Below are 22954 nucleotides of genomic sequence, written 5' to 3' on the forward strand. Positions count from 1 at the left end.
CCATGATTCTTGTTCCCCTGGGGTTTCGGCGTTCGCGCGCGCTGCGCGACGCGGCAGGTCGATGAAATTCTGGCGTGCATTCGTGATCCTCTCGCTGCTCGCCATCGTCGCGGCAGCCGGTGGTGCACTGTGGTGGCTGAACCGCCCGCTCGACCTGGCTGCCGATTCGGTCGAACTGTCGATCGAGCTGGGCACGCCGCCGCGCGAGATCGCGCAGGACTGGGTGCAGGCGGGCGTGCAGACCTCTCCGGTGCTGCTGTACGAATGGTTCCGCTGGTCGGGCCAGGCGCGCAAGATCCGCGCCGGCAGCTACGAGATCGGCCGCGGCGTGACGCCGATCGCGCTGCTGAAGAAGATGGTGCGCGGCGACGAGACGCTGGCCGTCGTGCGCCTGATCGAGGGCTGGACCTTCCGCCAGTTCCGCGCCGAACTCGCGAAGGCCGACGCGCTGAAGCCGACGACCCTGGCGATGACCGATGCGCAGGTCATGGCCGCACTCGGCGCGCCGCCGGAGCTCTCGCCCGAGGGCCGCTTCCATCCCGACACCTACGCCTACAGCAAGGGCAGCAGCGACCTGGCGGTGCTGAAGCGCGCCTACCACGCGATGCAGAAGCGCCTCGACGCGGCCTGGCAGGAGCGCACGCCCGACACGCCGCTGCGCAGCGCCGATGACGCGCTCGTGCTCGCGTCGATCGTCGAGAAGGAAACCGGCGTGGGCGCCGACCGCGGCCGCGTCGCCGGCGTGTTCGTGAACCGGCTGCGTGCCGGCATGCCGCTGCAGACCGACCCGAGCGTCATCTACGGCCTGGGCATGAGCTTCGACGGCAACCTGCGCAAGCGCGACCTGCTTGCCGACACGCCGTACAACACCTACCTGCGTACCGGCCTGCCACCGACACCGATCGCGATGCCCGGCAAGGCCTCGCTGCTCGCCGCGGTGCGGCCCGACCCGACAAGGGCGCTGTACTTCGTCTCGCGCGGCGATGGCAGCAGCGAATTCAGCGAAACTCTGTCCGACCACAACCGCGCGGTGAACCAGTACCAGCGCAAGAAGTGACGGCACAACAACCGACAAGGGCAGGGCGGCGCGTGAGCGGCAGATTCATCACATTCGAAGGCATCGACGGCGCCGGCAAATCGACTCACCTCGACGCCGTCACGCGGCGCTTGCGCGAAAGCGGCGCGACCGTCGTTGCCACGCGCGAGCCGGGCGGCACGCCGCTGGCCGAGCGCGTGCGCGAGATCTTCCTGCACGAATCGGCCGATGTGCTGACCGAGACCCTGCTCGCGTTCGCGGCGCGCCGCGACCACCTTCGCACGGTGATCCGCCCGGCGCTCGCCGTGGGCCACACGGTCGTGTGCGACCGCTTTACCGACGCGACCTTCGCGTACCAGGGCGGCGGCGGCGGCGCGGCGGCGGCGCAACTCGCGCAGCTCGAACAGTGGGTCCAGGAAGGCCTGCAGCCCGACCTGACGATCTGGTTCGACCTGCCCGCCGAACTCGCCGCGCAACGCCGCGCGCAGGCCCGCGCGGCGGATCGCTTCGAGCAGCGCGACCTCGAGTTCTTCGAGCGCGTGCGCGCCGGCTACGCGGCTCGCGCGAGTGCATCGCCCGGGCGGTTCGTGCGCATCGACGCGGCGCTCGACCGCGCCGCCGTCCACGCCCAGATCGACGCGGCGCTGAGGGCCCGCGGGTGGTAGGCGCCGACGGCGAGCTGCCGCTGCCCTGGCTCGCGCCGCTGCTGCTCCGCGCGCTGGATTCGCAGCGCGCGCATGCCTTGCTGCTGCACGGCCCGCAGGGCGTTGGCCAGTTCGAGCTCGCGATCGCTCTCGCGCAGGCGTGGCTGTGCGAGGCGGCCGACGCGCCGGCGCGGCCCTGCGGCGTCTGCGCCAGCTGCCGGCTCGTGCAGGCGCACTCGCATCCCGATCTGCTGGTGCTGCTGCCCGAGGCACTGCAGGAGCCGCTGGGCTGGGCCGCCACCGACGCCGACGACGCTGCGACCGAACGCGCCAGCAAGGCCAAGCAGCCGAGCAAGGAAATCAAGGTCGATGCGGTGCGCAGCGCAGTGAACTTCGCCCAGACGACCTCGGCACGCGGCCGCGCCAAGGTCGTCGTGCTGCACCCCGCCGAGCGCATCAACGGCATCGCTGCCAACACCTTGCTGAAGACGCTCGAAGAGCCGCCCGGCAACGCGCGCTTCCTGCTCAGCTGCGCCGCGCCCGACGCGCTGCTGCCGACGATCCGCAGCCGTTGCCAGAGTGTGCCGATGGCGTTGCCGCCGGTCGGGCAGGCCATCGAGTGGCTGGCGCAACAGGGCGTTGCCGAGCCGGCCGTGCTGCTCGCCGCGGCCGGTGGCCAGCCGCAGGAGGCGCTCGAGTGGACGAAGCAGGGCGTCGATGCGGCGCTGTGGCAGCGCCTGCCGGGGCTGGTGGCGCAAGGCGTGTCGGCGGCGTTCGGCGCCTGGCCGCTGGCGCGCGTCGTCGATGCATTGCAAAAGCTCTGCCATGACGCGGCCTGCGTCGCCGCGGGGGCGGCGCCGCGCTACTTTCCGGTCGCGTCGATCCGCGCCGGCGCCGATCCGGCAGCACTGTCGGAGTGGATGCGCGAGTTGAACCGCATTGCGCGCCATGCCGAGCACCCATGGAACGCGGGGCTGATGGCGGAGTCGCTGGTCCAGCAAGGCCAGCGGGCGCTGCAGGTCGTTGCGCGCCAAGGGCCGCCGAAGCAGGGCGTTTCGGTACACTCCGGCGCATGAGCGAAAAGCCGCCGCCACGCACCGTTCCCTCCGCGCTGGGCCCCGCCACCGGGCCGGGCACGGCGCGACCGAGCGTGATCCAGCTCGTGTTTCGCGAGAAGGGCGCGCTCTACGCCGCGTACATGCCGGTGTTCACCGATGGCGGCCTGTTCGTGCCGACAACGCGCGAATACAAGCTCGGCGAAGACATCTACCTGCTGCTCTCGCTGCCCGACGATCCGCAGCGCTACCCGGTGGCCGGCAAGGTCGGCTGGGTCACGCCGGCGAACGCCTCGGGTGGCCGCACCCAGGGCGTCGGGGTGCGCTTCCCGAACGACGAGAAGACGCGCGGCCTGAAGATCAAGATCGAGGAAGTGTTGGGCACGTCGATCTCGTCCGCGAAGCCGACGCAGACCATCTGACCCCGCCTCGCTGCGCTGCGCACGGGGCCCTCGCATGTACGTCGATTCCCATTGCCATCTGAGTTTTCCGGAGCTGCGTGCACGGCTGCCGGAGATCCGCGCCGAGATGGCCGCCGCCAAGGTCGATCGAGCCCTGTGCATCTGCACGACGCTCGAAGAGTTCGACGACGTGCACGCGCTCGCGACCGGCTACGACAACTTCTGGTGCAGCGCCGGCGTGCACCCCGACAACGAAGGCGTGCGCGAGCCGAGCCTGGGTGACCTGCTGGCGCTCGCGGCCCGGCCGCGCGTCGTCGCGATCGGCGAGACGGGGCTCGACTACTACCGCCTGAACGGCCGCAGCATGGCCGAAATGGAATGGCAGCGCGAGCGCTTTCGTGTCCACATCCGGGCGGCGCGAGCGACCGGCCTGCCACTGGTCGTGCACACGCGCAGCGCATCCGACGACACGCTGGCGATCCTGCGCGACGAAGGCGCCGCACGCTCATCGAACGGGGCACCCGGAGACGGCCCAGGCGGCGTGTTCCATTGCTTCACCGAGACCGATGCGGTCGCCCGCGCCGCGCTCGACCTCGGCTTTCATATCTCGTTTTCCGGCATCCTGACCTTCAAGACCGCACAGGCGCTGCGCGACGTGGCCACGTTCGTGCCGCTCGACCGCTGCCTGATCGAGACCGACAGCCCTTACCTCGCACCGGTTCCGCACCGCGGCAAGACCAACAGCCCCGCCTACGTGCCCTTCGTCGCGCAGCAGATCGCCGCGTTGAAGGGCCTGCCGGTCGAGACCGTTGCGCGGGCCACCAGCGCCAACTTCGAGCGGCTGTTCAAGCTGCCGCCGACGCTTCCAGCGAACTTAAAGCATGATCACAAAGCACTTTAAGATAGTCGCCTATCTTATTATCGCGTCAGTTATTTCTTCGGCAATAGCGGGCTCGTATGAAGACTTCTTCGTCGCGATACGGAACGACAACGCGAGCGACGTGGCGGGCCTGCTGGCGCGCGGGTTCGACCCCAACACGCGCGACCCGAAAGGCCAGCCGGGACTGACGATCGCGCTGCAGGAGCGCGCGGCCAAGACGGCGACACTGCTGCTGCGTCAGCCGCAGACCGATGTCAACGCGCTGAACGAGGCCGGCGAGTCGCCGTTGATGATGGCGGCGTTGAAGGGCGATCTGACAGCCGTGCAGCTGCTGCTGGATCGCGGCGCGAATGTGAACCAGCCCGGCTGGTCGCCGCTGCACTATGCCGCGACCGGGCCCGAGCCAAAGATCGTGCAGTTGCTGATCGAGCGCGGTGCCAACATCGACGCCGCATCGCCCAACGACACGACGCCGCTGATGATGGCCGCACAGTACGGCAGCGAGGACAGCGCGAACCTGTTGCTGGTGCGTGGCGCCGATGCCGGCCGGCGCAATCAAAAGGGGCTGCGCGCCGTCGATTTCGCGAAGATCTCGAGCCGCGAGGCGCTCGTCAAGCGGCTCGAGCAGGCGGCCGCGCCGCGTTGAGGCGCTGACACGACCCTCAGCCTGGCCGACACGACATGTAGGGCAAGCGCCGACACGGTATTTGGGCCGGCGTCCACTGTGGCGCACGCCGCGGCGGTCCTACAGTGCATCGCATCCACCGACCAGGAAGGATTGCCATGACGACCACCGTTGAGTCCATTGTTTCGAATCCGTTCGCACTGATGATGGAGCCTGAGGCGATCTTCGCCGCGATGGCGAGCTCCGACCGTCTGGCTCGGTTGAAGAGCCGCATCTGCCGACCGCTGGACAAGCCGCTGGGCGCACGCGCAGACACCGATGACACTGCCGAGGTCGATGCGTCCATCGATGCGACGGCGCCGCAGGAGGAGTCGGACGGCGACCTCTGAGCGCCCGACTCGTTGATCATCGTTTGATCGACAATGTATATTATGTAAACTCACCGGCAGAACTGCGCATCAATTGCTCGCCAGCTCGACTACCTGATTGGTTCGGCCGACGCGTGCTGACGACAAAGCTAGGAAGTCTAGGCAGACAAAGTTGGGAATCGAGGCCACAAAGCTGGGACAACTTCGCCTCTTGATGTGGACGCTAGTCCCATCAAGCCGCGCGCGATCGCTCGATGAGGCGCTCCATCCGGATCTTTGAACGCTTGTCCTGGCTACAGTAGGCGCGTCGCCAGGGGCCAGGTCGCCCTGAAACTGATACGCCTGCGCCGCTGAAAGCTCGCCCATCGACCCAATGCCGCACGTCTCACACGACTTGCCAACGGGCGCCGATGGTTCGCCGATCGACACGGACACGACTGTCTTGTATGCGCCGACCGAAGGCGATTTGCCCGATCCAAGTGGGATCCTGCTACCGCGCGGTGGCGTGGGCGCGATCCAAGTCACTTGGCGAATCCAGCGGTCGACACGTCAAGCCTCGCTCAGTGCAACGGTCGGCGCTGGTCCCGAGCGCCGCAGATGCGCCTCCGTCGTTTCCACCAACTTGGCGCCAGAAACGCCTAAGCCTCCGGCGATTCGAAGTAGCAGCCCAAGGCTGGGTTGACGCTCGCCCCTCTCCAACTTGCCGTAGTACGACCTGTCGACGCAGGCCAGCAGCGCGAATTGGTCTTGGGCCAACCCCTTCCCTTCACGCAGTGAACGGATCACCTCACCAAACGCTCTGGCGGCTAGAGGCTCGAACGACGTTGCTCGTCGAACGGGCAGCACCTTCTTCTTGGGCGGACGATTTGGTAGAGAGGCCACGCAAGCAGGTTGCCGTCGTGTTATCTTTCTGGACACGGCATATATGCCGTTTCTGATGTCCAGACCTGCCAAGGTGCGGCATGAACCGCTACGTTTCCTTCCTACCCCTCGCGGTCGTTGTCGCAAGCTGCACTGTGACCTCACCTACGGATGCGCTCGACTGGGCGGGATTCATCGCAGCCTTCCCTGGCGCGTCCCATCTTCAATACGAATATGTGAACGGCCCAACGAAGGTTGCGGGCTACGCCGATGTGCCCGCGTCGATCTCCGCTGGAAATGCGAGGTTCGAACGCTGGTGCGCGGTGCATGGCGGACGCAGCGACCTCGCGCAACGTCTTGCAAGTTCCAGCGCGGCCGTGAGCACCTTCAACAACGCGCTGGGCGTAAAGATAAACGCCGAGCGCGCGCGTGGTCTACCGTGGAAAGCAACCGTCGCTGTCGCGTGCGTCGATCGTCCGACCGGCCGGGAGCTTATCGCAGCGATGGTCAGCGAACCTGGCAGCCTCGGTGAGGCCCGCGAAGTACAGGGGAAGCAGGTTGACAAGTTGACTCGTGCCTTCTTCGACAAGGAGCAGGCAAGCGAATTTGTGACTGTCTACGCGCAGCGCGAAGAGGAACGTCTTCAACGCGCCACCGCCGAGTCCCGCGAGCGCGTTGCCGCGCGTGATTTGGCAACGCGCAAGCTTCAACTGAACCCACGGATCGGCGATCGGACGGCCCTCGGAACAATCATCGACTTGCGTCCCCCCCTCGCTCTGGTGCAGTACGACGAGCGATACAGAAGTCTGTCGAATCGACCCGCAGCCGAATGGCTACGCATCGATGGGCTGTCCGCACCGTCGGGTGGGCCGTAGCATGCCGACCACTGCCGTGGACGATTGGGCGACAGGCATCTCGGAGCTGTTGGGCCAACTCATTGAAAAGGGCGCAGACGACGACAAACTAACCCGATTCGTCGAGGCAAGGAGAGCGGGCGATTCCGAGCTGGCGGATCGGATCCTGAACGAACCGAGCGTGCCACGTGTTTTGCCGGTTGCGTCCGATCTCGGCAGCGCCTTGGATGATGTCTTGCTCCAGGTACGAGTTGTGGCGCTCAAACCTTTCGCCAAGACAACTGACTCTGAGTGGCTGTATCGTTACATTGAAATCATGTGCCGCCTCTCGGAGGGCGTAGTCAAAGCGCTAAGAGACGAACCATTCTGGTCGTCCAAGCAGTCAGTCCAGGCCGTCGGCGAAGTCATCAGAAGGTTTGCCAAAGACCTCACAAACCGCCGGCCTTCGAATTGAGGTGCGCGTTGGACAAGGACGAAGAAGCTGTGGTCGAACTGAGAGTCGCTGGCGAGCACCGGTGGGTTCGCTGATCGAGCAAGGTGACCTCGTGTTGGAGTCTCAGTTCGTAGCCGTGGTTGTGGTGCGGTCCGGATTGAAGGATGCCGATGACTGATAGACCTCGCGTCCCGAACCCGTTCATGCTTGTTGCCATCCCGACGGATGCAGGAAATGAGTACACCTGAAGAGAGGATGCGGGCACTACGTTGGGGATGGGAACTGCTCAGGGACATAGAGCAGGATGTAGCTGTTCCTGTCGAGAGCCGCGACAGCGCGAGGGCGCTCGCGCTGCGCTACCCGGCGCCGGCCATGCTTCAGGCGTTGCTCGCCTCCGGCGCAAGACACCTTCCCCAGGACGTTGGTGACGCCGTCGACGACGCACGCACCTTGTTCGAGGAGTTGCAAGTCCGTGGCAAAGGCGCCGCCGATACTCTGCGATTCGTCTTGTACACGTTGCGCCACTTTCCTCTTTACCATGCCGTGTCGCGCGTCGACGATTGCCACGGTGGCCTGCAGGGTTGGTTGCAGCCTGAAGACATCACCACCAACGCAAAGTGAACTCTCGCCGTTCAAAACGGGTTGTCACCGCGTCGGATGATTCGGAGGTGACGAACTTTCTCAAAGCGCTTGCTGCCTTGAGTGCTTGCGCCACGCGCATCGCTGGCCTGAACCGAAGGACCATTCTGAAAGGTCTTGCTGCACTCGACCATGACGGAGAGCAGCAGTTGGAACGAATGCTCAAACTGATGGATGACATCCAGCGAAGCTTCATGAGGATCCGTCGAAAGCTGGAGAACTAGGCCTGTCGGCGCTGGCGCCCCACGAGTACGATTTGCGCATGACAGGCTCACCATCCTCTTCCTCTGGCCGCGCCGCCGGGTACCGGCGCGTTCTGATCGAGGCCACAGCAGGTCTCGGCGCGGATGCTGACGAGACCTACTTGTGCACCGGCAACTTTGCCTTGGGTGGCACTACGCCGGCGGACCTGCTTCAGTCCTCTGAAGGGAACGCCTGGTCCTTAACGAACTTCGTACGTCACCTGGAGTGTGGCCCCTGTGACGTGCGTTTGTCGGCCCGTTCATCATCGGCTTGGCCCCACTTACTTTAGCGATGGAAGACGGCGAAGTTACTCACTGGCAGCCTGAGCTGCGGCGCGCGTTGATCGCGGTGCGGCCGGAGTATTTCGGCTGGCCGAACGACGAACAATTGCGCTACCGCGTCGAGCTGCCGAATGAGGATCGAGAAGCGATCATCGCGGCGCTTCTGAAGTCTCACGGGCATCGCCGACCGGCAGCCACCGCCAAGCTTGAGTCACGCGGACGCGTTTCGCCCGACCTTCAGAACGAAATGAACGCGTGGCTCCAGCCGCTGGTCGGCATCGGCGAGGACACGTTCATGCTCAACGATGGCTTTCCTGAAGGTCGCTCGATCCTCGACTTCCCGACCTTGCTGTCGTACGACCAGGATGATCATTGGTTCCAGGAGGACGCTCGCCAGCGCGACGACCCGAAGCACGTTCCCAGGCCGTACGCCGGTGCTTTGCATAGCACCTGGGCCCGCTGCCTGATCGACGGGCGCCTGTGCTACCTAACGCTCAGCATGGCGGCCTGGCACCTCTACGCCACCACGCAGGAGGCCGCTGCCGACGAGATTCAGCGAATCCTGCCGCATAGTTACGTCGCGGGCCCAGACGACGGCAAGGTGGAGCGTGGCTTGATTCGTTGGGACTCGCGCGTCCAGGCCGGAGGCCAGGAGGCGCTGTTGGAGGAGTTGCAGCGTCGAGTCTGGGCGTTTGAGGCGAGACGCTGTGACGAACTGCTGGTCGAGTTCAAGGATCGGCGGATGGCAGCCACGTTTTTAGTGGACGACCCTTATGCAGAGGGTGCGAAAGACGAAAGCAACTTTCTGGTCGTGTTCAGCGATCCCGAGGCGCTGGCGCAGGTACGGTTCACGTCATTCCTGCGCGACACCAAAGCGTTGGAGCTACCACGCGAAGAACTGAAAGCGTTCGAAGACCGCGAGGCACAGACGATTCTGCGTTACGTGAACGAACAGCACGGTGAGCTGCTGCGGACCTTCGACCCTCAGGTCTTGCCTCTTCGAAGGCGGCGCAAGGTGATGATGCATCCAGAGGCTTTGCGCGACCTCGACAACAGTGGCGAGTGATTGATATACCGAGTCTTGAAGGAGACGACTGATATCGGCCGCTGCGCGAGAAGCCGGGAGTAGAAGGCGTCAATGGGTATCGCCCGTGACAGCGGGAACAGGGGGCGCTTCAACGACACACACAGCGAGATTCTGTACGCGGCCAAGGTGCAAACGCTCTCGGTTCCGAGTTGCCGCACGGGCCGCCCGGAGCACAGGTCGACCAGAGTTTTGGCAACGTAGGTGCCCCTGGCTGTGCCATACTTTTCATCGCGTGAATCGCTAATGGCGCCCGTGCGCCTGAACCCAAGTTACTGCCACAGACGATACCCAAGGTGCGTCTGCGGACTTCGGCAACTTGACTTGAGGTTCAGACCATGCACGTACGTACGTTGTATGCCGCCGTCTCCGATGAGACCCCCTCCGCCGACGCCAACGATGGTGCCACCCGCGAAAGGCACAATGCCAAAGCGACGCAAACGCTCTGGGCAGAGCGTCCCCTGCATGTGCACGGTGGACGGCTCACCGCTGTTCGCCTGACGGGCGAACAATTGCATGTTGGGTTCGTCCCGGCCAGCACGCGCTCCTTGCTTGCAATGGGTTCGACCCGAATCGATCGTGTCCGAACAAGAGGTCCGGACGTGGGTCCATTCGACCCGATTCCGGCGTTAGCCACTTCCACTTCCGCGCCGCAGCTGCTCGATGTGCTGCGGCAGGCCATCCAAGAAGCCCCGTTCGTATCAAGTAGTCGTGGCGGCTTGCTTGCGCTTTCCCGTCCTTGGCTTCACGGGTTTAGCCGGCGAGGCAGTCGATACTTGGGCCAGAAAACGTTCACTCAAGGCCGCGCGCGCTTCGGCAACTTCGGCTCGACGACGTGATTCGGCGAGCGCGATGGCGACATCTTCGACGCGCTTGACTGCCTCTGCCTGCACGCCCTGCGCGGTTCGCACGTCCTCGCGCGTGCGCGCCAAGTCCTCCTGCAGCGACTTGATCTTGGCGGTGGTTTCAACATGACGGGAACGTTCGCCGAGAAGCTCCGTCTGGCTCGATTCGAGCCGCCTCTCCAAGGCGTCGGCCCGCTTCTCCGCCTTGGCCCGAAGCGTCCTCTCGCTATCGATTTCCAGCGCCGCGCGGCGTTCGGCACCGGCGGCGCGCTCGACGGCGCCGCTCACGTCGCGTTGGGCCTGTTCACGCAGGCGCGTCATCTCCTGCTCGATCGTTTCGATGCGCAGTTTCAGCTCGGCGACTTGCTGCCGAGCATCCAGCAGGTGCGCCGCGGTGGCCGCGTGGGCGAGCGCCTCGCTTTCGAGTGCGGCGGTTCGTTCCGCCAGGTCAGTCTGTAGTTTGTTGGCGCGAGCAAGGGCCTCGAACGCTGCCGCCTCGGCTTGTGCAGCGCGTGCCTTCTCCGCCTCGACGTTGGCTACCGCCGCAGCCATGCCTTCTTTCAGACGCTCGTCGAAGTCGAGCCGAGTTTGCGCGAACGCGATGTCCCAGAAGTGCTGTGCGGCCTGCTGCACGGGATCTGGGAGCGCAGGTGGCGCCGAAAACGCTCCCGGGTCCTTGATGCGCCCGCCGAGGTTCTTGAACCATGTGTCGAGGTACGGGCTGACCGTGTTCGGCGAACCTCGTCCGATTTTTTGCCGCACGCGTTCGATCGTCGGCCTGGCGCCCTCCAGGAGCAGCGCGTCAGATGCCGTCCATACGTCGCTTTCTGTTATCCCTCGTGCCATGGTGGGTCTCCCACGTCTTGCAGCTTGCTCTTCCCTAATCTAATCACGATAATAGATGATTATCGCGATCTAGTAAGAAATTGCGTTAGATATCATACAATAAACACAATATAAATACGATATGAAAGCCCTCGTCGCTAAGCGAGGCCACCGAGCAAACCTGATTGCCGTCGAGTTGTCCGAGTCGGAAATCGCCCCGCTCGACCCGGATCGCCTGGGTCAGATGGCCGAAGACGCCATGCGCACGCTGCTGGCCGAAGGTGAATCCGACAACACGATTCGCAGCTACAACACGGCCCTGCGCTATTGGGCAGCTTGGTTCAGCCTGCGGTACCGACAACCCATCTCGCTACCGGTGCCCGCGCCCGTCGTGATCCAGTTCATCGTCGACCATGCCCAGCGAACGACGGCGGACGGGTTGGCATGCGAGCTACCGCCAGCGATCGACCGAGCGATGGTCGAAGGAGGTTTCAAGGCGGCTTTGGGCTCCCCTGCCCTGGCGACGCTTGTTCACCGCGTGAGCGTGCTTTCGAAGGTCCATCAGCTAAGGTCCGTTCGCAATCCTTGCCAGGACCCGAAGGTCCGCGAACTGCTGGCCAAGACACGACGGGCCTATTCCAAACGGGGCGTCGTTCAGGACAAGAAGGCTGCGCTGACCAAGGATCCGCTGGAGGCAGTGCTGGCCACATGCGACGATTCTTTGCGTGGGGTACGGGACCGCGCCCTGCTCCTTTTCGCGTGGTCAAGTGGCGGGCGCAGGCGTTCAGAGGTGACAGCGGCCACCACCGAAAACGTGAAGAAGATCAGTGCCCGAACCTTTGTGTTCACGCTGCATCGCTCCAAGACTGAACAGGCCGGCACGAGCGGTCAGGACAACGACAAGCCGATCGTGGGGCTGGCGGCCGATGCGCTCGACGATTGGTTGGCCCGCAGCGGAGTGAAGACGGGAGCGATCTTTCGGCGCATCCGCCGCGGCGACAAGATTGGTGAACCGCTCTCCCCTGCGGCCGTGCGCGACATCGTGAAGACGCGGGCGGCGCTGGCCGGGCTGGAAGAAGTCTTTTCGGCGCACTCGCTGCGATCAGGGTTCGTCACCGAGGCAGCGCGCCAGGGTGTGCCGATTGGTGAAACGATGGCCCTGACGGGGCACGCGTCCGTGGCAACAGTGGTTGGGTACTTCCGGTCGGCTTCAGCAATAGGAAGCAAAGCTGCTCGGCTACTGGGCGACGATCAGTAGTGGCTCGGCCCAAGTCAACGCGCCCCGGTGTTTTACTCGACGTGTCATCCCCCGATCAGGCATTGATCAGAAGCGGCATTCCAAAAATGTCACCTACGGATCAAGCGAGGCCGAGTCAACGATTGCTTTGAACTGCTCAAACACCTCTGGCTGCTGTTGCTTCAGGTACTTGGCCACACGGACGTTCTCCAGCAGCTTTGTCAGATAGCCCTTGGTAAGCACGAAATTCAAAACGTCCTGCCCGTAGGTGTGCTCGACGAGTCGGTATTGGCTTTGCAGGTTGGCCATCTCCCGCTCCATCTTGAGCATCTGCTCAGGGGTGGCCCCAGCAAGCTTCATCGCGCGCTTTCCGCCTACGAGCATCTCAACCGGCGTGGCCACCAGCAGAGCCTCGGCATACGACACCGTAAGGTTGTTGGCCGAGGCCATGAGCTCGGCGCACTCGATCTGCCGGTTCGGCTTCATCTTACGAATCACTCGTCCGAGCTCAGCCGAGAACTGCCGGTCCTTGAGGATATCGATCACCTCTTGGCAGATGCCTTCCAACAGATTGGATTTCTTGGTGATGTGGCTGATGTCGACGCACAGGGCCTTGGCCAGGCGCTGCGGCGAGAGTCCGCCGGCGATGGCTCGACGGATCATGAAGTGCTCTTGGATCGTCGACAGCCGATTGACGCGACTGTTGTACGTATAGGCCTCGTCGTCGGTTGCGACGAGGCAGGGCGCCGACTCCTTCCCGAGGTCTCGCAAGGCGATGAGCCGCATGTGACCGTCCAGCAGCAGGTACTGGCCTTCGCTGGACGGGACGGGCGACACCGACAGCGGCTCGATCAGGCCGACCTCCTCGATGGAAGCCCGGATCTGCTTGTACTTTCTAGACGCTGGCAGGCCGGCGGGCACTTTGCGACACGGCAAGACTTGGTCGAGCCGCAGCGCTATGGGCTCCAGTTTGAACCCGAGGGCAACGGCGGTCATGGCCGCCGCCCCTTGGCCCAGACCCGTTCATCGATGAATTTTGGAAGGGTCTCCAGTCCCTCGGCGCGCAGCAGGTTCGTAAAGTTCTCGTCCACGAAGAGGTGTTGCAGCGCGCTGACCGTGAACAGGAGCTGCTGCTGCGTGAAGGCGGCCTTGCGGACGAGCGCCTTCTGCCGGTCCACTTCCCGCTGATAGTTGCGTACCAGGCTGGACGAGGTCACGTCACCCATCTTGCGGGGTGCTCGGCGGTCGAGCGTGGCTCCCAGACTTTCGCGTCGTTCCATGAGGCGGCGGGCATCGATGAGGCGACGGCCGCGCAGGGTGCCGGCCTCGTAGGCTTCTTGTAGCACGGCCTGCACGGCAGTGGTGTCGTTCCCCGCGCCGACGATGGCCAGCGCAGCATTGAGCGGGATCGCGCCCTTCTCGACAGCTTCCACCAGACGTTGCTCGCCTTGCTGGAGCAGGGTCAGGATGCCCTGAACGTACTTTTGCGCGAGCCCCGTCTTGGCGGCGATCTGTTTGGCGTTGTAGCCGCGGTTACGAAGTTCCTCGACACCAGCCAACAATTCCAGCGGTCGACGCTGCCGGCGAGCGATGTTCTCGGTCAGGCTCATGATGAACGCGTCCTCGTCGGTGGCGGTCACCACCAGAGCCGGTATGTCGCGTTCGCCCAGGGAGCGGAAGGCGTTGAGTCTCCCTTCGCCGCAGACCAACAGGTAGTGTTCGGTTCCGTCAGGCTTCGGCCGGGGCGTCACCACGATCGGCTTCTTCAGCCCGATCGTCTTGATGTTGGTCACGATCTCGGCGAAAGCTCGCCCGTTTCGCTCGCGGGTGTTCAGTACCTCGATCTGTGAGATCGGCAGCAGCCTGACCGGCTGGACGGAGACCTCGTCGCTCATGCCGCCAACCTCAATCGCGCGCGTTGGGCCATGCGGTACAGGTAGTCGAGCGAATCGAAGCGGTAGCTCTCAAACTCGACCGGGTTTCGATCCGCAAGGCTGATGCGCGACGGCCCAAAATCAAGCCGCGGGAGCAGGTAGTAGTCCAGGATCGATTTGTTGTCCTGGTCGAGCCGAGCAGCCACCGAGATGTCCGGTGCCAAGCTGGTGTCCAGCCGGATGCGCCATCGGCCGTTGCCGATGGCGGTGGGCTGGCAACGAGCCAGCACGATCGACACGCTGAACTCCCTGTTGACCACCAGCAAATCGGTTGCAGGATCGCGCACGATGCTGCCGCCAAGGTCGGCAACGCCGAGTTCGATCTTCTGGACGGTCTCCGGATACATGCGCCGCAGCAGTCGGTTGATTTCCAGATACCGGTAGTCCCGATCGGGCGTGTAGCCCACCATCTGGTAGGCGCGGATAAGGCTGCCGAAGCGGTGCACATAGATCGATGTCGAGGGCATGCCATCGGCTTCGTCGATCACCAGGCCGGACAGGAAGCCGCGGTGCTGGTACAGCCCGCGCAGGCGCTCGATCAGCTCTTCGTCGCTGTAGCGACGGGCAGCCGCACGGATGATGCCCTGCGCGGTGTAGAAGACTTCCGCCGGCACGATGCCCTCAAACGCACCTTCCTTGCGGATCCACATGTCCGGCGGGTTCTCCACCCGAAGTTTCTTCAGCTTGAACGACACCCGGTTGTAGACGTTGTGCCCCAGGTACTTTTCGTTGGTTAGGACTTCGTGCACCGTGGAGCGAGACCAATCGCGACCGAAGTCAGTTCGTACACCCATGCGGTTCAGGCGGCTGGCGATTTCCGTGGCACTGAGCCCTTCATCGACGAACCAGCGGTACATGTCGTTGACGATGCGCACTTCGTCATCCGGGCCCGGCATCAGGATGACACGGTCGGTCTGCAGGCTCTTGTGTTCACCGCGCGCCAGTTCGGCCTTCATGACACCATTGACATCCACTAACGTGCGCCGCAGACCGAACCCGGCGGGCCCGCCCTGACGAAAGCCGTGCTCGATCAGACGGCACTGACCAGCGAATACCTTGGCCGACAACTCTCGGCTGTACTCGCCAGCCATCGCCCGCTTGACGCCCTTGACGATGGTGGACACCGGCGAACCGTCGTTCTCGAACTGCTCGGCACAGTAGGCGACCTGGATGCCAGCACGGCGACAGATGTACTCGTAGTAGGCGCTCTCGTCGGCATCCTGGAATCTGCCCCATCGACTCACGTCGTAGACCAGGATGACCTGGAAGTCGACCCCGCCGGAGGCTTGCACGTCCTGCAGCAGACGCTGCAGGGCCTGTCGACCATCGATGCGCAGGCCGCTCTTGCCTTCGTCGGCGTAGGTAGCAACGATCTCGATGCCACGACAGGCCGCGTACTCCCGAATCTTGTCGCCCTGGTTCTCGGTCGAGTACTGCTGGTGCTCGGTCGACATACGCACGTACTCGGCGGCTCGCAGTCGTGCTGGCGGCACGGGCACATTGTCTAGGTGTTCATCGCTGTCCATGGTGCGCATGTCCTTTGCGGCTATGCAGCCGGGCAAAGCCAGTCGGGTCGTCGACCTCGAGGCGATGTAGTGCTGGCCCAGTGCAGCGTCAGTCATGGGGTCGGCGAGATGGAAAAGGTAACAGCGGCGGCCCCGGGTCGTCTATAGAGTCCATCTTTGCAACCACCGGGAAACAGCACTAAGTCGTTGTCAGCACGGTGATTTCGACCGTGAACGCGTCCATCTTTGCAACTCCTCCGGCGTCTTTGAGCTCCAGCCGGTAAGTGCCTGATGGCAGTGGCAAAGTGGGTGGTGACGCGTCCATCTTTGCAATTGGCAAGCGCGATCGCTGGGACGCATTCCTGACCCGTTGTTGGGTGCGGTTGCGGTCGACGTAGTCGGGGTGCTGCTCGCGATACCGGTGCCAGTAGTCGACGTGACGTTCTGCCCATTCCTTCTGGGCGATGGCCTGGGCTTCGCGATAGGCGGGGTCAAGAAGCTTCTTCTCTCGCTGCCAGAGCTTGCGGCGCTCGCGCTGACACTGCGCCCGCGAGCAATAGCTCTGGTCGGGGACCCGGCTGCTCAGCGGGAGGGTGTCACCGCAGGCCAGACAGCGTTTGGTCCCCATGGCGCACCCTCCGCTCGCGCTCGAACTCAGCCGCGGCGACTGGCGCGAGCGCCTTGACCATCTGAAACTCGCGGCCGAACTGCTGGCGTGGCCGCCGATCGAGATTTGGGAAGCGCCGGCGTCGCGATGACCTCCCGGCCGCCGGTTGCTGCCTCGGACTTGCTTAGTCTGCTCTGTATGCTATGTTTGCTATCACGAAAGTGAGGCCAACGAGATGACGACTGCGCGCCATCGCCCCACCGGGAACGCTACCAAGGGTGCCGGTCTTCGCTTTGAAGTCGTCTTCGCGGGTGCCGCCCCACGAGATCAGCAGCGTCTGATCGCCGAGCTCAAATTGATGCTGAAGGAGCACAGGCTCGGCCGGGTCACAGTCAGCGTCGCTCCCCCACCGGAAGAAGCCAAGCCTGCGGTCGCTGCAGCTGAACTCCGTGGTGAAGCCAGGCTTGTGAAATGGACACAGGACGGCACGCTCGTGCCGGTTTCAGTCCTGGAGAGTCACTGGGGCGTGAAGCGCCAGTCGGTCGACGCGGCACGCCGGCGGGGTGAGGTGTTTTCGCTATTCGTTCGAGGTCAGCACTGGTACCCGTCGGAGGCGCTGAAATTCGACCGGATCGCCCTTGCCGAGCTGGTGAGGGCCCTCGGCGAGGAGAGCGCTTCGAGCAAGTTGCTGTTCATGCTGAAGCGGCACGGCGCACTCGGTAAGCGTACCCCGGCAGAGGCCGTCGACATCGGCATGCTTCGAGACGTCCTGCGCGTGGCAACCGCTCTGGCTGGGCGTTGATTCGGGTCACCGCCATCGGAGCTGCATGGCGCGATGGGACTCTGACACCCATCCCGCGCGACGCGGTGTTAGTTGAACCGCGCAGTCCCGGTCCGAAAATGGACGCTCGACGAAACGCGAGAAGTGGCTTGGTGGCCGATCACGCATTGGCACACCCAAACACCTCTTGGTCAACGAAGCGACCATGCTGTCGCATCAGGCGAAGCAGTTCAGTGTCAGCGTACTCACAACCCGTGGCTCCCGGATCGACATGGCGCTCCTTCGACGCCATCTCTGGCAAATGCCCTCCTCCGGAGGACAACCTCGCAACCAGTGCGTCATATCCCGGCCGCCATGCCTGAGCACCAGGAAAGACCTCACGCAGATTCGCCAAGATCTGCATTCCGGCATAGTCGAGATCGCCAAAGAAGCAGACGGGCAACGCCGATCGACCGAACAACCACGCACCGACTGCATCCAGACCACGGCTGATTGAAGGATCCAACGCCAGCGTCTCGCCGTGGCTGGAACGAACATAGATGCGGCACCCTTGGCGCGAGCGCAGGCGCCTGGCGCTTCCTTTGAAGCCTGCGGCGTAGACCAGCACACTCCGCGACCAACCAGGCTGGCGCCGATCCGCCATCTCTTCGAACGTCACGAGGTTTTCAATGAACAGGGCTTCATCAAATGCGGGCGGAATGTCCACCAGGAGCTGAATCGGCGACTCCCAGAACTGACCAGTGGTCGCGCCCAGCAATCGAAGCAGTTCATCACGGCTATCAAGTACTTTGGACCGCCCGTGAAAGACTCTGGCGGATGCCTCGCGCAAAGGCATCGATGCCCCTGACGCGCAAATTTGCCTTAGAGCACTCAGGCAATGCATGGCATCTTGTGTAGGGATCTCCGCCAGCGCTAGAACAGGGCTTCGACCTAGGTAGTCAAGGAGTTCCTGCTTCGCAGGATCTGGTGCCTGGTCCCAGTGGTCGCGAAGGTGGGCGATAAGCTGACGGTTCCATCGCTCCTCCCGGCGCTGAAAGCCGGACCAGCCAGCCAAAGCTTCGAAATCCAGCAGCTCCAGCTGAGGATTTCTGTCGACAAAGCCGGCGAAGTCCTTGGCCTTGGTCAAGATCAAGCGTACCCAGCCCGTGGTGCAAAGCTCATCCAGAAGCAGCTCTAGGCGGCGAAGGGCCTCGGCATCGACATGGTCGTAAAGCTCGGGCGCCGCGTTGCGATCAAGCTTCAATCGAGCCGCGCGGCCGGCATCCGAACGATCCGCCTTGGTGAGCAGGCGTATGGCCAGTTTGATCAGGAATGGGTGTGGGGCCGGCGCACGTGGGACCGCAGGGAGTATCGACTCATCCATGGTCATCGGCGACGGGGCGAACGGCATCGTCTACGGGAAGTTCGGCTGACTCCTGCTTGAGAATCTCGTGCGCCAAACGACCAGACTCTCTCGCTCGTGCGGCGTGCTCCGACCAGAGCCTGGCGATCGGTTCCCGCTTGATGGTCTTCTCCTGCACCTCGCTGACAAACAGCTCGGTTCCGTCACGCGACGCCAGCACTTTGGAGAAGGTGAACTCCTTGTCGAACTCAGGCTTGACGGCGCCCGACTTGGACGTTGGCATTGCGACAACAAGTTGCAGGCCCAGCGTCTTCGAAAGGAACTGCAGCACGCTGCGCGACCGCGATTCGTCCATCTTCGAGAATGCCTCGTCGGACAACATCAGCCGCAGTGCTGACGCACCACGCCGGTCGCGCCCAAAGTGGCCGAAGGCGTGAGCCAGCACGGCCGATCGGATGACGTAGAACGGTGTCTCCAGTTCACCGCCTGAGCCCGTCCCCCAGGTCGAGAGCCTGGTCTGACCCACTGGGCTGTGGCGGATGATGTCGTAGCGCCGGTAGTTGCGATAGTCGGCCAATTCCTTCAAGGCGCGCTCCGAAGCGCCCTGATCGTTGGCCAGCAGCAACCGCCTGATTTCACCCGCCGTCTCGCGGTGGCTGTCGCTCAGGCGGGTCGAGTCAAAAATGGAGCCGTGATCCTTTTCGAACGTATCGACCAGGCCTTCCATCGCCTCGAAGAACTCGAACACCTTCTGCAGGCGCGGCACCCAAGCCCATTCGAGTTGGTAGTTGTCAGTACCGAACTGGATGTCTTTCAGATGTCGATTGAGCTTCTGCAAGGTGGATGCGCCCTGCCGCACTTCATCTCGAACCTTGAAGCAGAAACTCGTAGTGAAGACCGCGTTGAAACTGGTCTCCGCCTCTTGCAACCGCCCCAGGTTTTCGGCCAAGCCGATCGAGCGCTGGCGGCGCGTCTGCTCATCCACTGATTTGCGCAAGCCCAACAGAGGCGGCAAAACCTCCTCGATACGTTCGAATGACTTCGGGGGATCGAGGTAGACAAAGCGCTCCTGGTCATTGCGCACACCCATCAAGTAGTTGTGCACGCTGGATCCGACTTCGCGCAGCGCCGCTGGCAGGCCGGAGTTCATCACGCCGATGCGGTGCCGCAGCGCATCCAAACTGACCTCGGCGCTGTCAGCAAGGGCCTTGGCTTCCTCGATCAGCTGCGCTTCGGTCGCCAGTTCCGGCGCACCCTGCACAAATCGTGATGCCCACACGATGGCGTTTGTGCGATCCGTGTGCAACGCCGGAAGCCGTTCGAGCAGGCCCTTCTCGCGCAGGCCGAGATCCTTGAGCGTCTTGTTGTTCTCGCCGACCTGGAGCAACTCAGTGTCGTAGGCATCCTTGCCGGCCTTGATGCGCAGGCCAAGTGCATGCCGCTCGGCCTCCAGTGCTTCGATCGCCGATAAGTCCAGTGCCGCCAACGATCGCGCTGCGTTCGCGTATTGAAGCTGACTGGACAACACCGCTTCCATCAGCGGCGCAAACGCCATGAACGCCGCGCCCGAGAACATCCGCGACACGGCACCCAGGGACCGTTGCAGGTCGTCGAGGCCGGCGATGGCCTTTTCGAGTCGCGACACTTCCTGCTCGCACCAAAGCATGCGGCGCTTGCGCGTCGCTTCGCCGAAGGCCAGATCCTGGTCCGGCGCCCGGCACGAGAACATGCCGTAGCCCCGGCTGCCGATGCCCTCCTCCATTAACCCCTGCGAGGTGCGCGCAAGCTCGTCCTCGGTGTCCACCTTGCGGACCTTTCCGTACTGGGCCAATAGGAACGCTTTGGCCACGGGATGCGTGCACACCAGTTCGTGCATCACGGCCTTGGCGTCGAGGGCACGGCCTCTCGTGTCTTCCATCGCCTTGCTGCCTTGCACCACCTTGGGTGAGCGCTGAGCGAACCTGCGCTTCACCATCCGCGTGCAAGCAGCTTCAAGTCCAGCCTCCACGATCAGCGCAAAGCGGTCACCGCCCATGTAGCCTTCAATGGCGTTCTGCCAGGTCGTCCCGGGCTTGGGCTCAACCAGTTGCGACAAGATGCTCGGCCGTGCCTGTGGCAACTCGCGCTCCAACAGTTCCAGCGCGACGCGCACGGCATCCGGCGCTGGTGGCCGGCCGGCCTGGAGATTGCGCAACTCCGCATCCCGCTGCGTACGTTCATCTGCAAGCAGCGCGCGCTGTTGGCTGGCCTGTGCCATCGCAGTGACAACAGCGCCCGACAGCGACTCGTCGTGGCCCCGGACGCCGTATTCCAGACGCACCAGGTCGGCGTCAAAGCTCTCCAGATCAAAAGCCGGGAAGTCGGCGTCGAGCTTCGCTTCCCGGCTTAGCACGGCGGCAATTGCCGGCCAGGGGCGCAACACCGCCTGCGCCGTTGGCCTGAGCGCATCGACTGCCGCTGCCAGCGCTGGCGCCGCCGTGAGGTCCAGGTCAAGCAATTGTTTCATTTGAGCCATCAGTCGCGTCATCGCACCGGCTCCACTCATGGTCGCGGCCCAGTGGCTGCGGAACTGCTCCTGAAGGGTACGGACTTCGCTTTCCAGGGCGGCCTTGCGCTGCGCCACGTCGCTGGCCGCCAGCTGCGTTTGCACGGCGAACAACTGCCCCTCCAGTTGCTTCTGGCCGTCGCGCAGGTTCTGCAGACGATCTTCAAGCAACTGGTTCCGCTTGACCTGCAACGCCATCTGCCGCCGCACCGACTCAAGCTCCCCCTCGGCATCATCCACCGCACGCATCCCATGCGCGATGGTGGTCACGACGAAGCGGCGCGATTCGTCCAACACCCGTCCGGCTGCTGCGGCAACGGCTTCGAGCCGCTCGATGTTGAGTTGCAGCCGCTCGGCCTCGGCCTTAAGGCCAGCCATCGAGCGCATCAGCTCGCGCATCTTGTCCAGGTCGCGGCTGAAGTCGTGCGCATCGAGGATCTCATCGCGCACGAGGTCGTTGACGTTGCCCAGCTCCTTGTATGCCATCGCCTTCACGATGGACTTGGCGGCCCTGAAGGCCTCGGCCTCCGACACCGCGGTCTTGCCCATCATGGCGCCATACAGGTGGGTCAGGTAGCTGGTCTTGTCCTCGAAGCGCTGCACCACCTCAGGCCCCACGCGAATCTGGTGCTGCAGGTGCAGATACAGGTCCTTCAGAACTACTGGCGCCGGTTGCATGTTGGCCGCCGTGGGGTGCAGCAGCTGAGACAAGCTCAGCCCCCGGCGCACGATGAAGAACAGGCTCTTTGAAAGAGCGGCCTTGCTCGCATCCTCATGGGCCTCAACGCCCACCAGCGCGGTGAAGGGTGGCTCATTTTCACCGGCGTCTTCGGAGGGCTCAAAGACCAAGGCTACATAGCTGGTCGATCGCTTGCGCAAGAACACGCCATCCGCCTGCTGCCCCAGGGCGTAGGCGGCCAAGGTGCGCGGTTCCTTGCCGCCCCGCCGGCTCTGCGTGGATTCGTCCTGCCCAATGTTGAACTGCACCAGATGCTGGTGTGCCGCAGTCAACAGGGTTTGGATCGAATCCAGCAGCGTCGACTTGCCCGAACCGGACTCGCCCGTCAGCAGCACCGCGTCCGAGAAGGCCCACTCCCGGCTTTCCAGCGAACCCCACTGCCAAGTGATGAGCTTGGAGATCCTCACAGCAGCCTCCCTTGCGCAGGTGCCGCCGCAGTAGCGTCTTCGACCACCGGTGGTACAACGGCCGTGGGATCGGAGCCCGCCGCTACCGAGCTTCCAACATCGCGCTCGGCCATTCGCGACGAACGCACGGCAGCAGCCTGCCCCGCGATCGTCAAGGCATCGTCCAGGGCCTCGTCACTCACGTAGCTCATCACCGGACGCAGCACGCTCAGCAACATCTCCATGCCGCCGGCGCCCTCGCCGTCGTTGAAACGCACGATGCGGTGCTTGCGCAGGTCGCGCAACAAGCCCAGCCGATCTGCGTTCGAAGCGGGCAATGAGTGCGCCAACAACGACACCACCGCCTGCGACAACTCCTCCAGGCTGATCACCAGCACTTCATTGACGAGTTCCCGTTTACCGGTGAGGGCCTCGGTGTAGAGGAATCGCAGGGCGATGGCAGCGGCGACAAAGTCGCGTGACAGCCGAGCCTTCAGTCGCTTGACCCCGTCGTCGTCGCCATCGCCGCCTTCGCCCGGTGGATACAGCCGAAAGATTGTGGCGTCGGCGTCGTGGGTCAGCACAAAGCCGGTGGCGGCGAAGTACTCTCGCAGCAGCTGCTCGCATTGGGCTGCTTCGTCATACAGCTCCGCTTCGGGACGCGAAAATTCGCGCCACAGGATGCCTGAGGACAGCAACCGACCGGCCACCTCGGCGAATCTGTCGGCCCTGACACCTCCGGCACCTTCGGTTCGAAGGCGCTCGTCCAGGTACTGTTGCAGTGACTGAATCATGGCCGGGTGT

24 protein-coding genes are annotated in these 22954 nt (G+C 63.8%); 15 read left to right on the forward strand and 9 right to left on the reverse strand.

Annotated elements, in window-relative coordinates; translation table 11 throughout:
- Positions 1-61 precede the first annotated feature (61 nt).
- The 7 genes from mltG (at position 62) to AC1DTW_RS11535 (ending at position 5030) form a co-directional block, all read left to right on the forward strand.
- The gene (gene mltG, locus AC1DTW_RS11505; protein ID WP_477981227.1) at positions 62-1057 is read left to right on the forward strand and encodes an endolytic transglycosylase MltG; all 996 of its coding nucleotides are present in this window, start codon (positions 62-64) and stop codon (positions 1055-1057) included.
- A 32-nt stretch (positions 1058-1089) separates the two neighbouring features.
- Complete coding sequence (tmk, locus tag AC1DTW_RS11510) at positions 1090-1701, forward strand: dTMP kinase (RefSeq protein ID WP_477981228.1); 612 nt, start codon at positions 1090-1092, stop codon at positions 1699-1701.
- Complete coding sequence (holB, locus tag AC1DTW_RS11515; protein WP_477981229.1) at positions 1695-2756, forward strand: DNA polymerase III subunit delta'; 1062 nt, start codon at positions 1695-1697, stop codon at positions 2754-2756. Before tmk ends, holB begins: the two co-directional genes overlap by 7 nt.
- Entirely contained in the window at positions 2753-3157 is a 405-nt protein-coding gene (locus AC1DTW_RS11520) for a PilZ domain-containing protein (protein WP_477981230.1), read from the forward strand. Before holB ends, AC1DTW_RS11520 begins: the two co-directional genes overlap by 4 nt.
- Before the next feature lie 34 nt (positions 3158-3191).
- Entirely contained in the window at positions 3192-4037 is an 846-nt protein-coding gene (locus tag AC1DTW_RS11525) for a TatD family hydrolase (protein ID WP_477981231.1), read from the forward strand.
- Positions 4018-4662: an ankyrin repeat domain-containing protein gene (locus AC1DTW_RS11530; RefSeq protein ID WP_477981232.1), complete on the forward strand. Its 645-nt coding sequence runs from the start codon at positions 4018-4020 to the stop codon at positions 4660-4662. The genes AC1DTW_RS11525 and AC1DTW_RS11530 overlap by 20 nt, the downstream gene beginning before the upstream one ends.
- 137 nt (positions 4663-4799) lie before the next feature.
- On the forward strand, positions 4800-5030 hold the full coding sequence (locus tag AC1DTW_RS11535; RefSeq protein ID WP_477981233.1) for a hypothetical protein: 231 nt from the start codon (positions 4800-4802) through the stop codon (positions 5028-5030).
- Positions 5031-5558: 528 nt separating this feature from the next.
- On the opposite strand, the gene AC1DTW_RS11540 is transcribed toward AC1DTW_RS11535, so the two are convergent.
- Complete coding sequence (locus AC1DTW_RS11540) at positions 5559-6035, reverse strand: helix-turn-helix domain-containing protein (RefSeq protein ID WP_477981234.1); 477 nt, start codon at positions 6033-6035, stop codon at positions 5559-5561.
- Between AC1DTW_RS11540 and AC1DTW_RS11545 the strand changes: the two genes are divergently transcribed.
- From AC1DTW_RS11545 to AC1DTW_RS11565, 5 genes are all read left to right on the forward strand, one after another.
- Positions 5972-6745, forward strand: coding sequence for a hypothetical protein (locus AC1DTW_RS11545; protein WP_477981320.1), 774 nt, complete (start codon positions 5972-5974; stop codon positions 6743-6745). The genes AC1DTW_RS11540 and AC1DTW_RS11545 overlap by 64 nt on opposite strands.
- A gap of 1 nt (position 6746) precedes the next feature.
- A complete protein-coding gene (locus tag AC1DTW_RS11550) occupies positions 6747-7178 on the forward strand; it encodes a hypothetical protein (protein WP_477981235.1) in 432 nt (143 codons plus the stop codon).
- A gap of 213 nt (positions 7179-7391) precedes the next feature.
- Positions 7392-7778, forward strand: a complete 387-nt coding sequence (locus AC1DTW_RS11555; RefSeq protein WP_477981236.1) for a BPSL0761 family protein — start codon at positions 7392-7394, stop codon at positions 7776-7778.
- Between the two features lie 47 nt (positions 7779-7825).
- Positions 7826-8020, forward strand: coding sequence for a hypothetical protein (locus AC1DTW_RS11560; RefSeq protein WP_477981237.1), 195 nt, complete (start codon positions 7826-7828; stop codon positions 8018-8020).
- A 310-nt stretch (positions 8021-8330) separates the two neighbouring features.
- The gene (locus AC1DTW_RS11565) at positions 8331-9386 is read left to right on the forward strand and encodes a hypothetical protein (RefSeq protein ID WP_477981238.1); all 1056 of its coding nucleotides are present in this window, start codon (positions 8331-8333) and stop codon (positions 9384-9386) included.
- Between the two features lie 719 nt (positions 9387-10105).
- Here AC1DTW_RS11565 and AC1DTW_RS11570 read toward each other — a convergent pair.
- Positions 10106-11095 (reverse strand): DNA-binding protein, encoded by a 990-nt coding sequence (locus AC1DTW_RS11570; protein ID WP_477981239.1) that lies wholly within the window; start codon positions 11093-11095, stop codon positions 10106-10108.
- Between the two features lie 121 nt (positions 11096-11216).
- Between AC1DTW_RS11570 and AC1DTW_RS11575 the strand changes: the two genes are divergently transcribed.
- Positions 11217-12332, forward strand: coding sequence for a site-specific integrase (locus AC1DTW_RS11575; protein WP_477981240.1), 1116 nt, complete (start codon positions 11217-11219; stop codon positions 12330-12332).
- Positions 12333-12425: 93 nt separating this feature from the next.
- On the opposite strand, the gene AC1DTW_RS11580 is transcribed toward AC1DTW_RS11575, so the two are convergent.
- The 4 genes from AC1DTW_RS11580 to AC1DTW_RS11595 all read right to left on the reverse strand — a co-directional run bounded on the left by AC1DTW_RS11580 (position 12426) and on the right by AC1DTW_RS11595 (position 16378).
- Positions 12426-13307, reverse strand: coding sequence for a plasmid partitioning protein RepB C-terminal domain-containing protein (locus tag AC1DTW_RS11580; protein WP_477981241.1), 882 nt, complete (start codon positions 13305-13307; stop codon positions 12426-12428).
- Positions 13304-14206, reverse strand: a complete 903-nt coding sequence (locus AC1DTW_RS11585; RefSeq protein ID WP_477981242.1) for a ParB/RepB/Spo0J family partition protein — start codon at positions 14204-14206, stop codon at positions 13304-13306. The genes AC1DTW_RS11580 and AC1DTW_RS11585 overlap by 4 nt, the downstream gene beginning before the upstream one ends.
- Entirely contained in the window at positions 14203-15771 is a 1569-nt protein-coding gene (locus tag AC1DTW_RS11590) for a recombinase family protein (RefSeq protein ID WP_477981317.1), read from the reverse strand. The genes AC1DTW_RS11585 and AC1DTW_RS11590 overlap by 4 nt, the downstream gene beginning before the upstream one ends.
- 178 nt (positions 15772-15949) lie before the next feature.
- On the reverse strand, positions 15950-16378 hold the full coding sequence (locus tag AC1DTW_RS11595) for a hypothetical protein (protein ID WP_477981243.1): 429 nt from the start codon (positions 16376-16378) through the stop codon (positions 15950-15952).
- Here AC1DTW_RS11595 and AC1DTW_RS11600 point away from each other — a divergent pair.
- Positions 16377-16508, forward strand: coding sequence for a hypothetical protein (locus tag AC1DTW_RS11600; RefSeq protein ID WP_477981244.1), 132 nt, complete (start codon positions 16377-16379; stop codon positions 16506-16508). The two genes, AC1DTW_RS11595 and AC1DTW_RS11600, sit on opposite strands and share 2 nt — an antisense overlap.
- A gap of 84 nt (positions 16509-16592) precedes the next feature.
- Complete coding sequence (locus AC1DTW_RS11605; RefSeq protein WP_477981245.1) at positions 16593-17159, forward strand: hypothetical protein; 567 nt, start codon at positions 16593-16595, stop codon at positions 17157-17159.
- A 139-nt stretch (positions 17160-17298) separates the two neighbouring features.
- On the opposite strand, the gene AC1DTW_RS11610 is transcribed toward AC1DTW_RS11605, so the two are convergent.
- From AC1DTW_RS11610 to AC1DTW_RS11620, 3 genes are read right to left on the reverse strand one after another with little or no spacing between them, the layout of a single operon-like run.
- Positions 17299-18528, reverse strand: a complete 1230-nt coding sequence (locus AC1DTW_RS11610) for a hypothetical protein (RefSeq protein WP_477981246.1) — start codon at positions 18526-18528, stop codon at positions 17299-17301.
- A complete protein-coding gene (locus AC1DTW_RS11615) occupies positions 18494-22171 on the reverse strand; it encodes an SbcC/MukB-like Walker B domain-containing protein (protein ID WP_477981247.1) in 3678 nt (1225 codons plus the stop codon). The genes AC1DTW_RS11610 and AC1DTW_RS11615 overlap by 35 nt, the downstream gene beginning before the upstream one ends.
- Positions 22168-22944 carry a DUF4194 domain-containing protein gene (locus tag AC1DTW_RS11620; protein WP_477981248.1) on the reverse strand — a complete coding sequence of 259 codons (777 nt, stop codon included), beginning with the start codon at positions 22942-22944 and terminating at the stop codon, positions 22168-22170. Before AC1DTW_RS11620 ends, AC1DTW_RS11615 begins: the two co-directional genes overlap by 4 nt.
- Positions 22945-22954 lie beyond the last annotated feature (10 nt).

Source organism: Rhizobacter sp. P5_A1 (assembly GCF_056400745.1).

Coding starts and splice junctions, on each gene's coding strand:
- mltG (WP_477981227.1), top strand. CDS start 62: ATGAAATTCTGGCGTGCATTCGTGATCCTCTCGCTGCTCGCCATCGTC.
- AC1DTW_RS11520 (WP_477981230.1), top strand. CDS start 2,753: ATGAGCGAAAAGCCGCCGCCACGCACCGTTCCCTCCGCGCTGGGCCCC.
- AC1DTW_RS11525 (WP_477981231.1), top strand. CDS start 3,192: ATGTACGTCGATTCCCATTGCCATCTGAGTTTTCCGGAGCTGCGTGCA.
- AC1DTW_RS11530 (WP_477981232.1), top strand. CDS start 4,018: ATGATCACAAAGCACTTTAAGATAGTCGCCTATCTTATTATCGCGTCA.
- AC1DTW_RS11535 (WP_477981233.1), top strand. CDS start 4,800: ATGACGACCACCGTTGAGTCCATTGTTTCGAATCCGTTCGCACTGATG.
- AC1DTW_RS11545 (WP_477981320.1), top strand. CDS start 5,972: ATGAACCGCTACGTTTCCTTCCTACCCCTCGCGGTCGTTGTCGCAAGC.
- AC1DTW_RS11550 (WP_477981235.1), top strand. CDS start 6,747: ATGCCGACCACTGCCGTGGACGATTGGGCGACAGGCATCTCGGAGCTG.
- AC1DTW_RS11555 (WP_477981236.1), top strand. CDS start 7,392: ATGAGTACACCTGAAGAGAGGATGCGGGCACTACGTTGGGGATGGGAA.
- AC1DTW_RS11565 (WP_477981238.1), top strand. CDS start 8,331: ATGGAAGACGGCGAAGTTACTCACTGGCAGCCTGAGCTGCGGCGCGCG.
- AC1DTW_RS11570 (WP_477981239.1), bottom strand. CDS start 11,095: ATGGCACGAGGGATAACAGAAAGCGACGTATGGACGGCATCTGACGCG.
- AC1DTW_RS11575 (WP_477981240.1), top strand. CDS start 11,217: ATGAAAGCCCTCGTCGCTAAGCGAGGCCACCGAGCAAACCTGATTGCC.
- AC1DTW_RS11580 (WP_477981241.1), bottom strand. CDS start 13,307: ATGACCGCCGTTGCCCTCGGGTTCAAACTGGAGCCCATAGCGCTGCGG.
- AC1DTW_RS11585 (WP_477981242.1), bottom strand. CDS start 14,206: ATGAGCGACGAGGTCTCCGTCCAGCCGGTCAGGCTGCTGCCGATCTCA.
- AC1DTW_RS11590 (WP_477981317.1), bottom strand. CDS start 15,771: ATGGACAGCGATGAACACCTAGACAATGTGCCCGTGCCGCCAGCACGA.
- AC1DTW_RS11600 (WP_477981244.1), top strand. CDS start 16,377: ATGGCGCACCCTCCGCTCGCGCTCGAACTCAGCCGCGGCGACTGGCGC.
- AC1DTW_RS11595 (WP_477981243.1), bottom strand. CDS start 16,378: ATGGGGACCAAACGCTGTCTGGCCTGCGGTGACACCCTCCCGCTGAGC.
- AC1DTW_RS11605 (WP_477981245.1), top strand. CDS start 16,593: ATGACGACTGCGCGCCATCGCCCCACCGGGAACGCTACCAAGGGTGCC.
- AC1DTW_RS11610 (WP_477981246.1), bottom strand. CDS start 18,528: ATGCCGTTCGCCCCGTCGCCGATGACCATGGATGAGTCGATACTCCCT.
- AC1DTW_RS11620 (WP_477981248.1), bottom strand. CDS start 22,944: ATGATTCAGTCACTGCAACAGTACCTGGACGAGCGCCTTCGAACCGAA.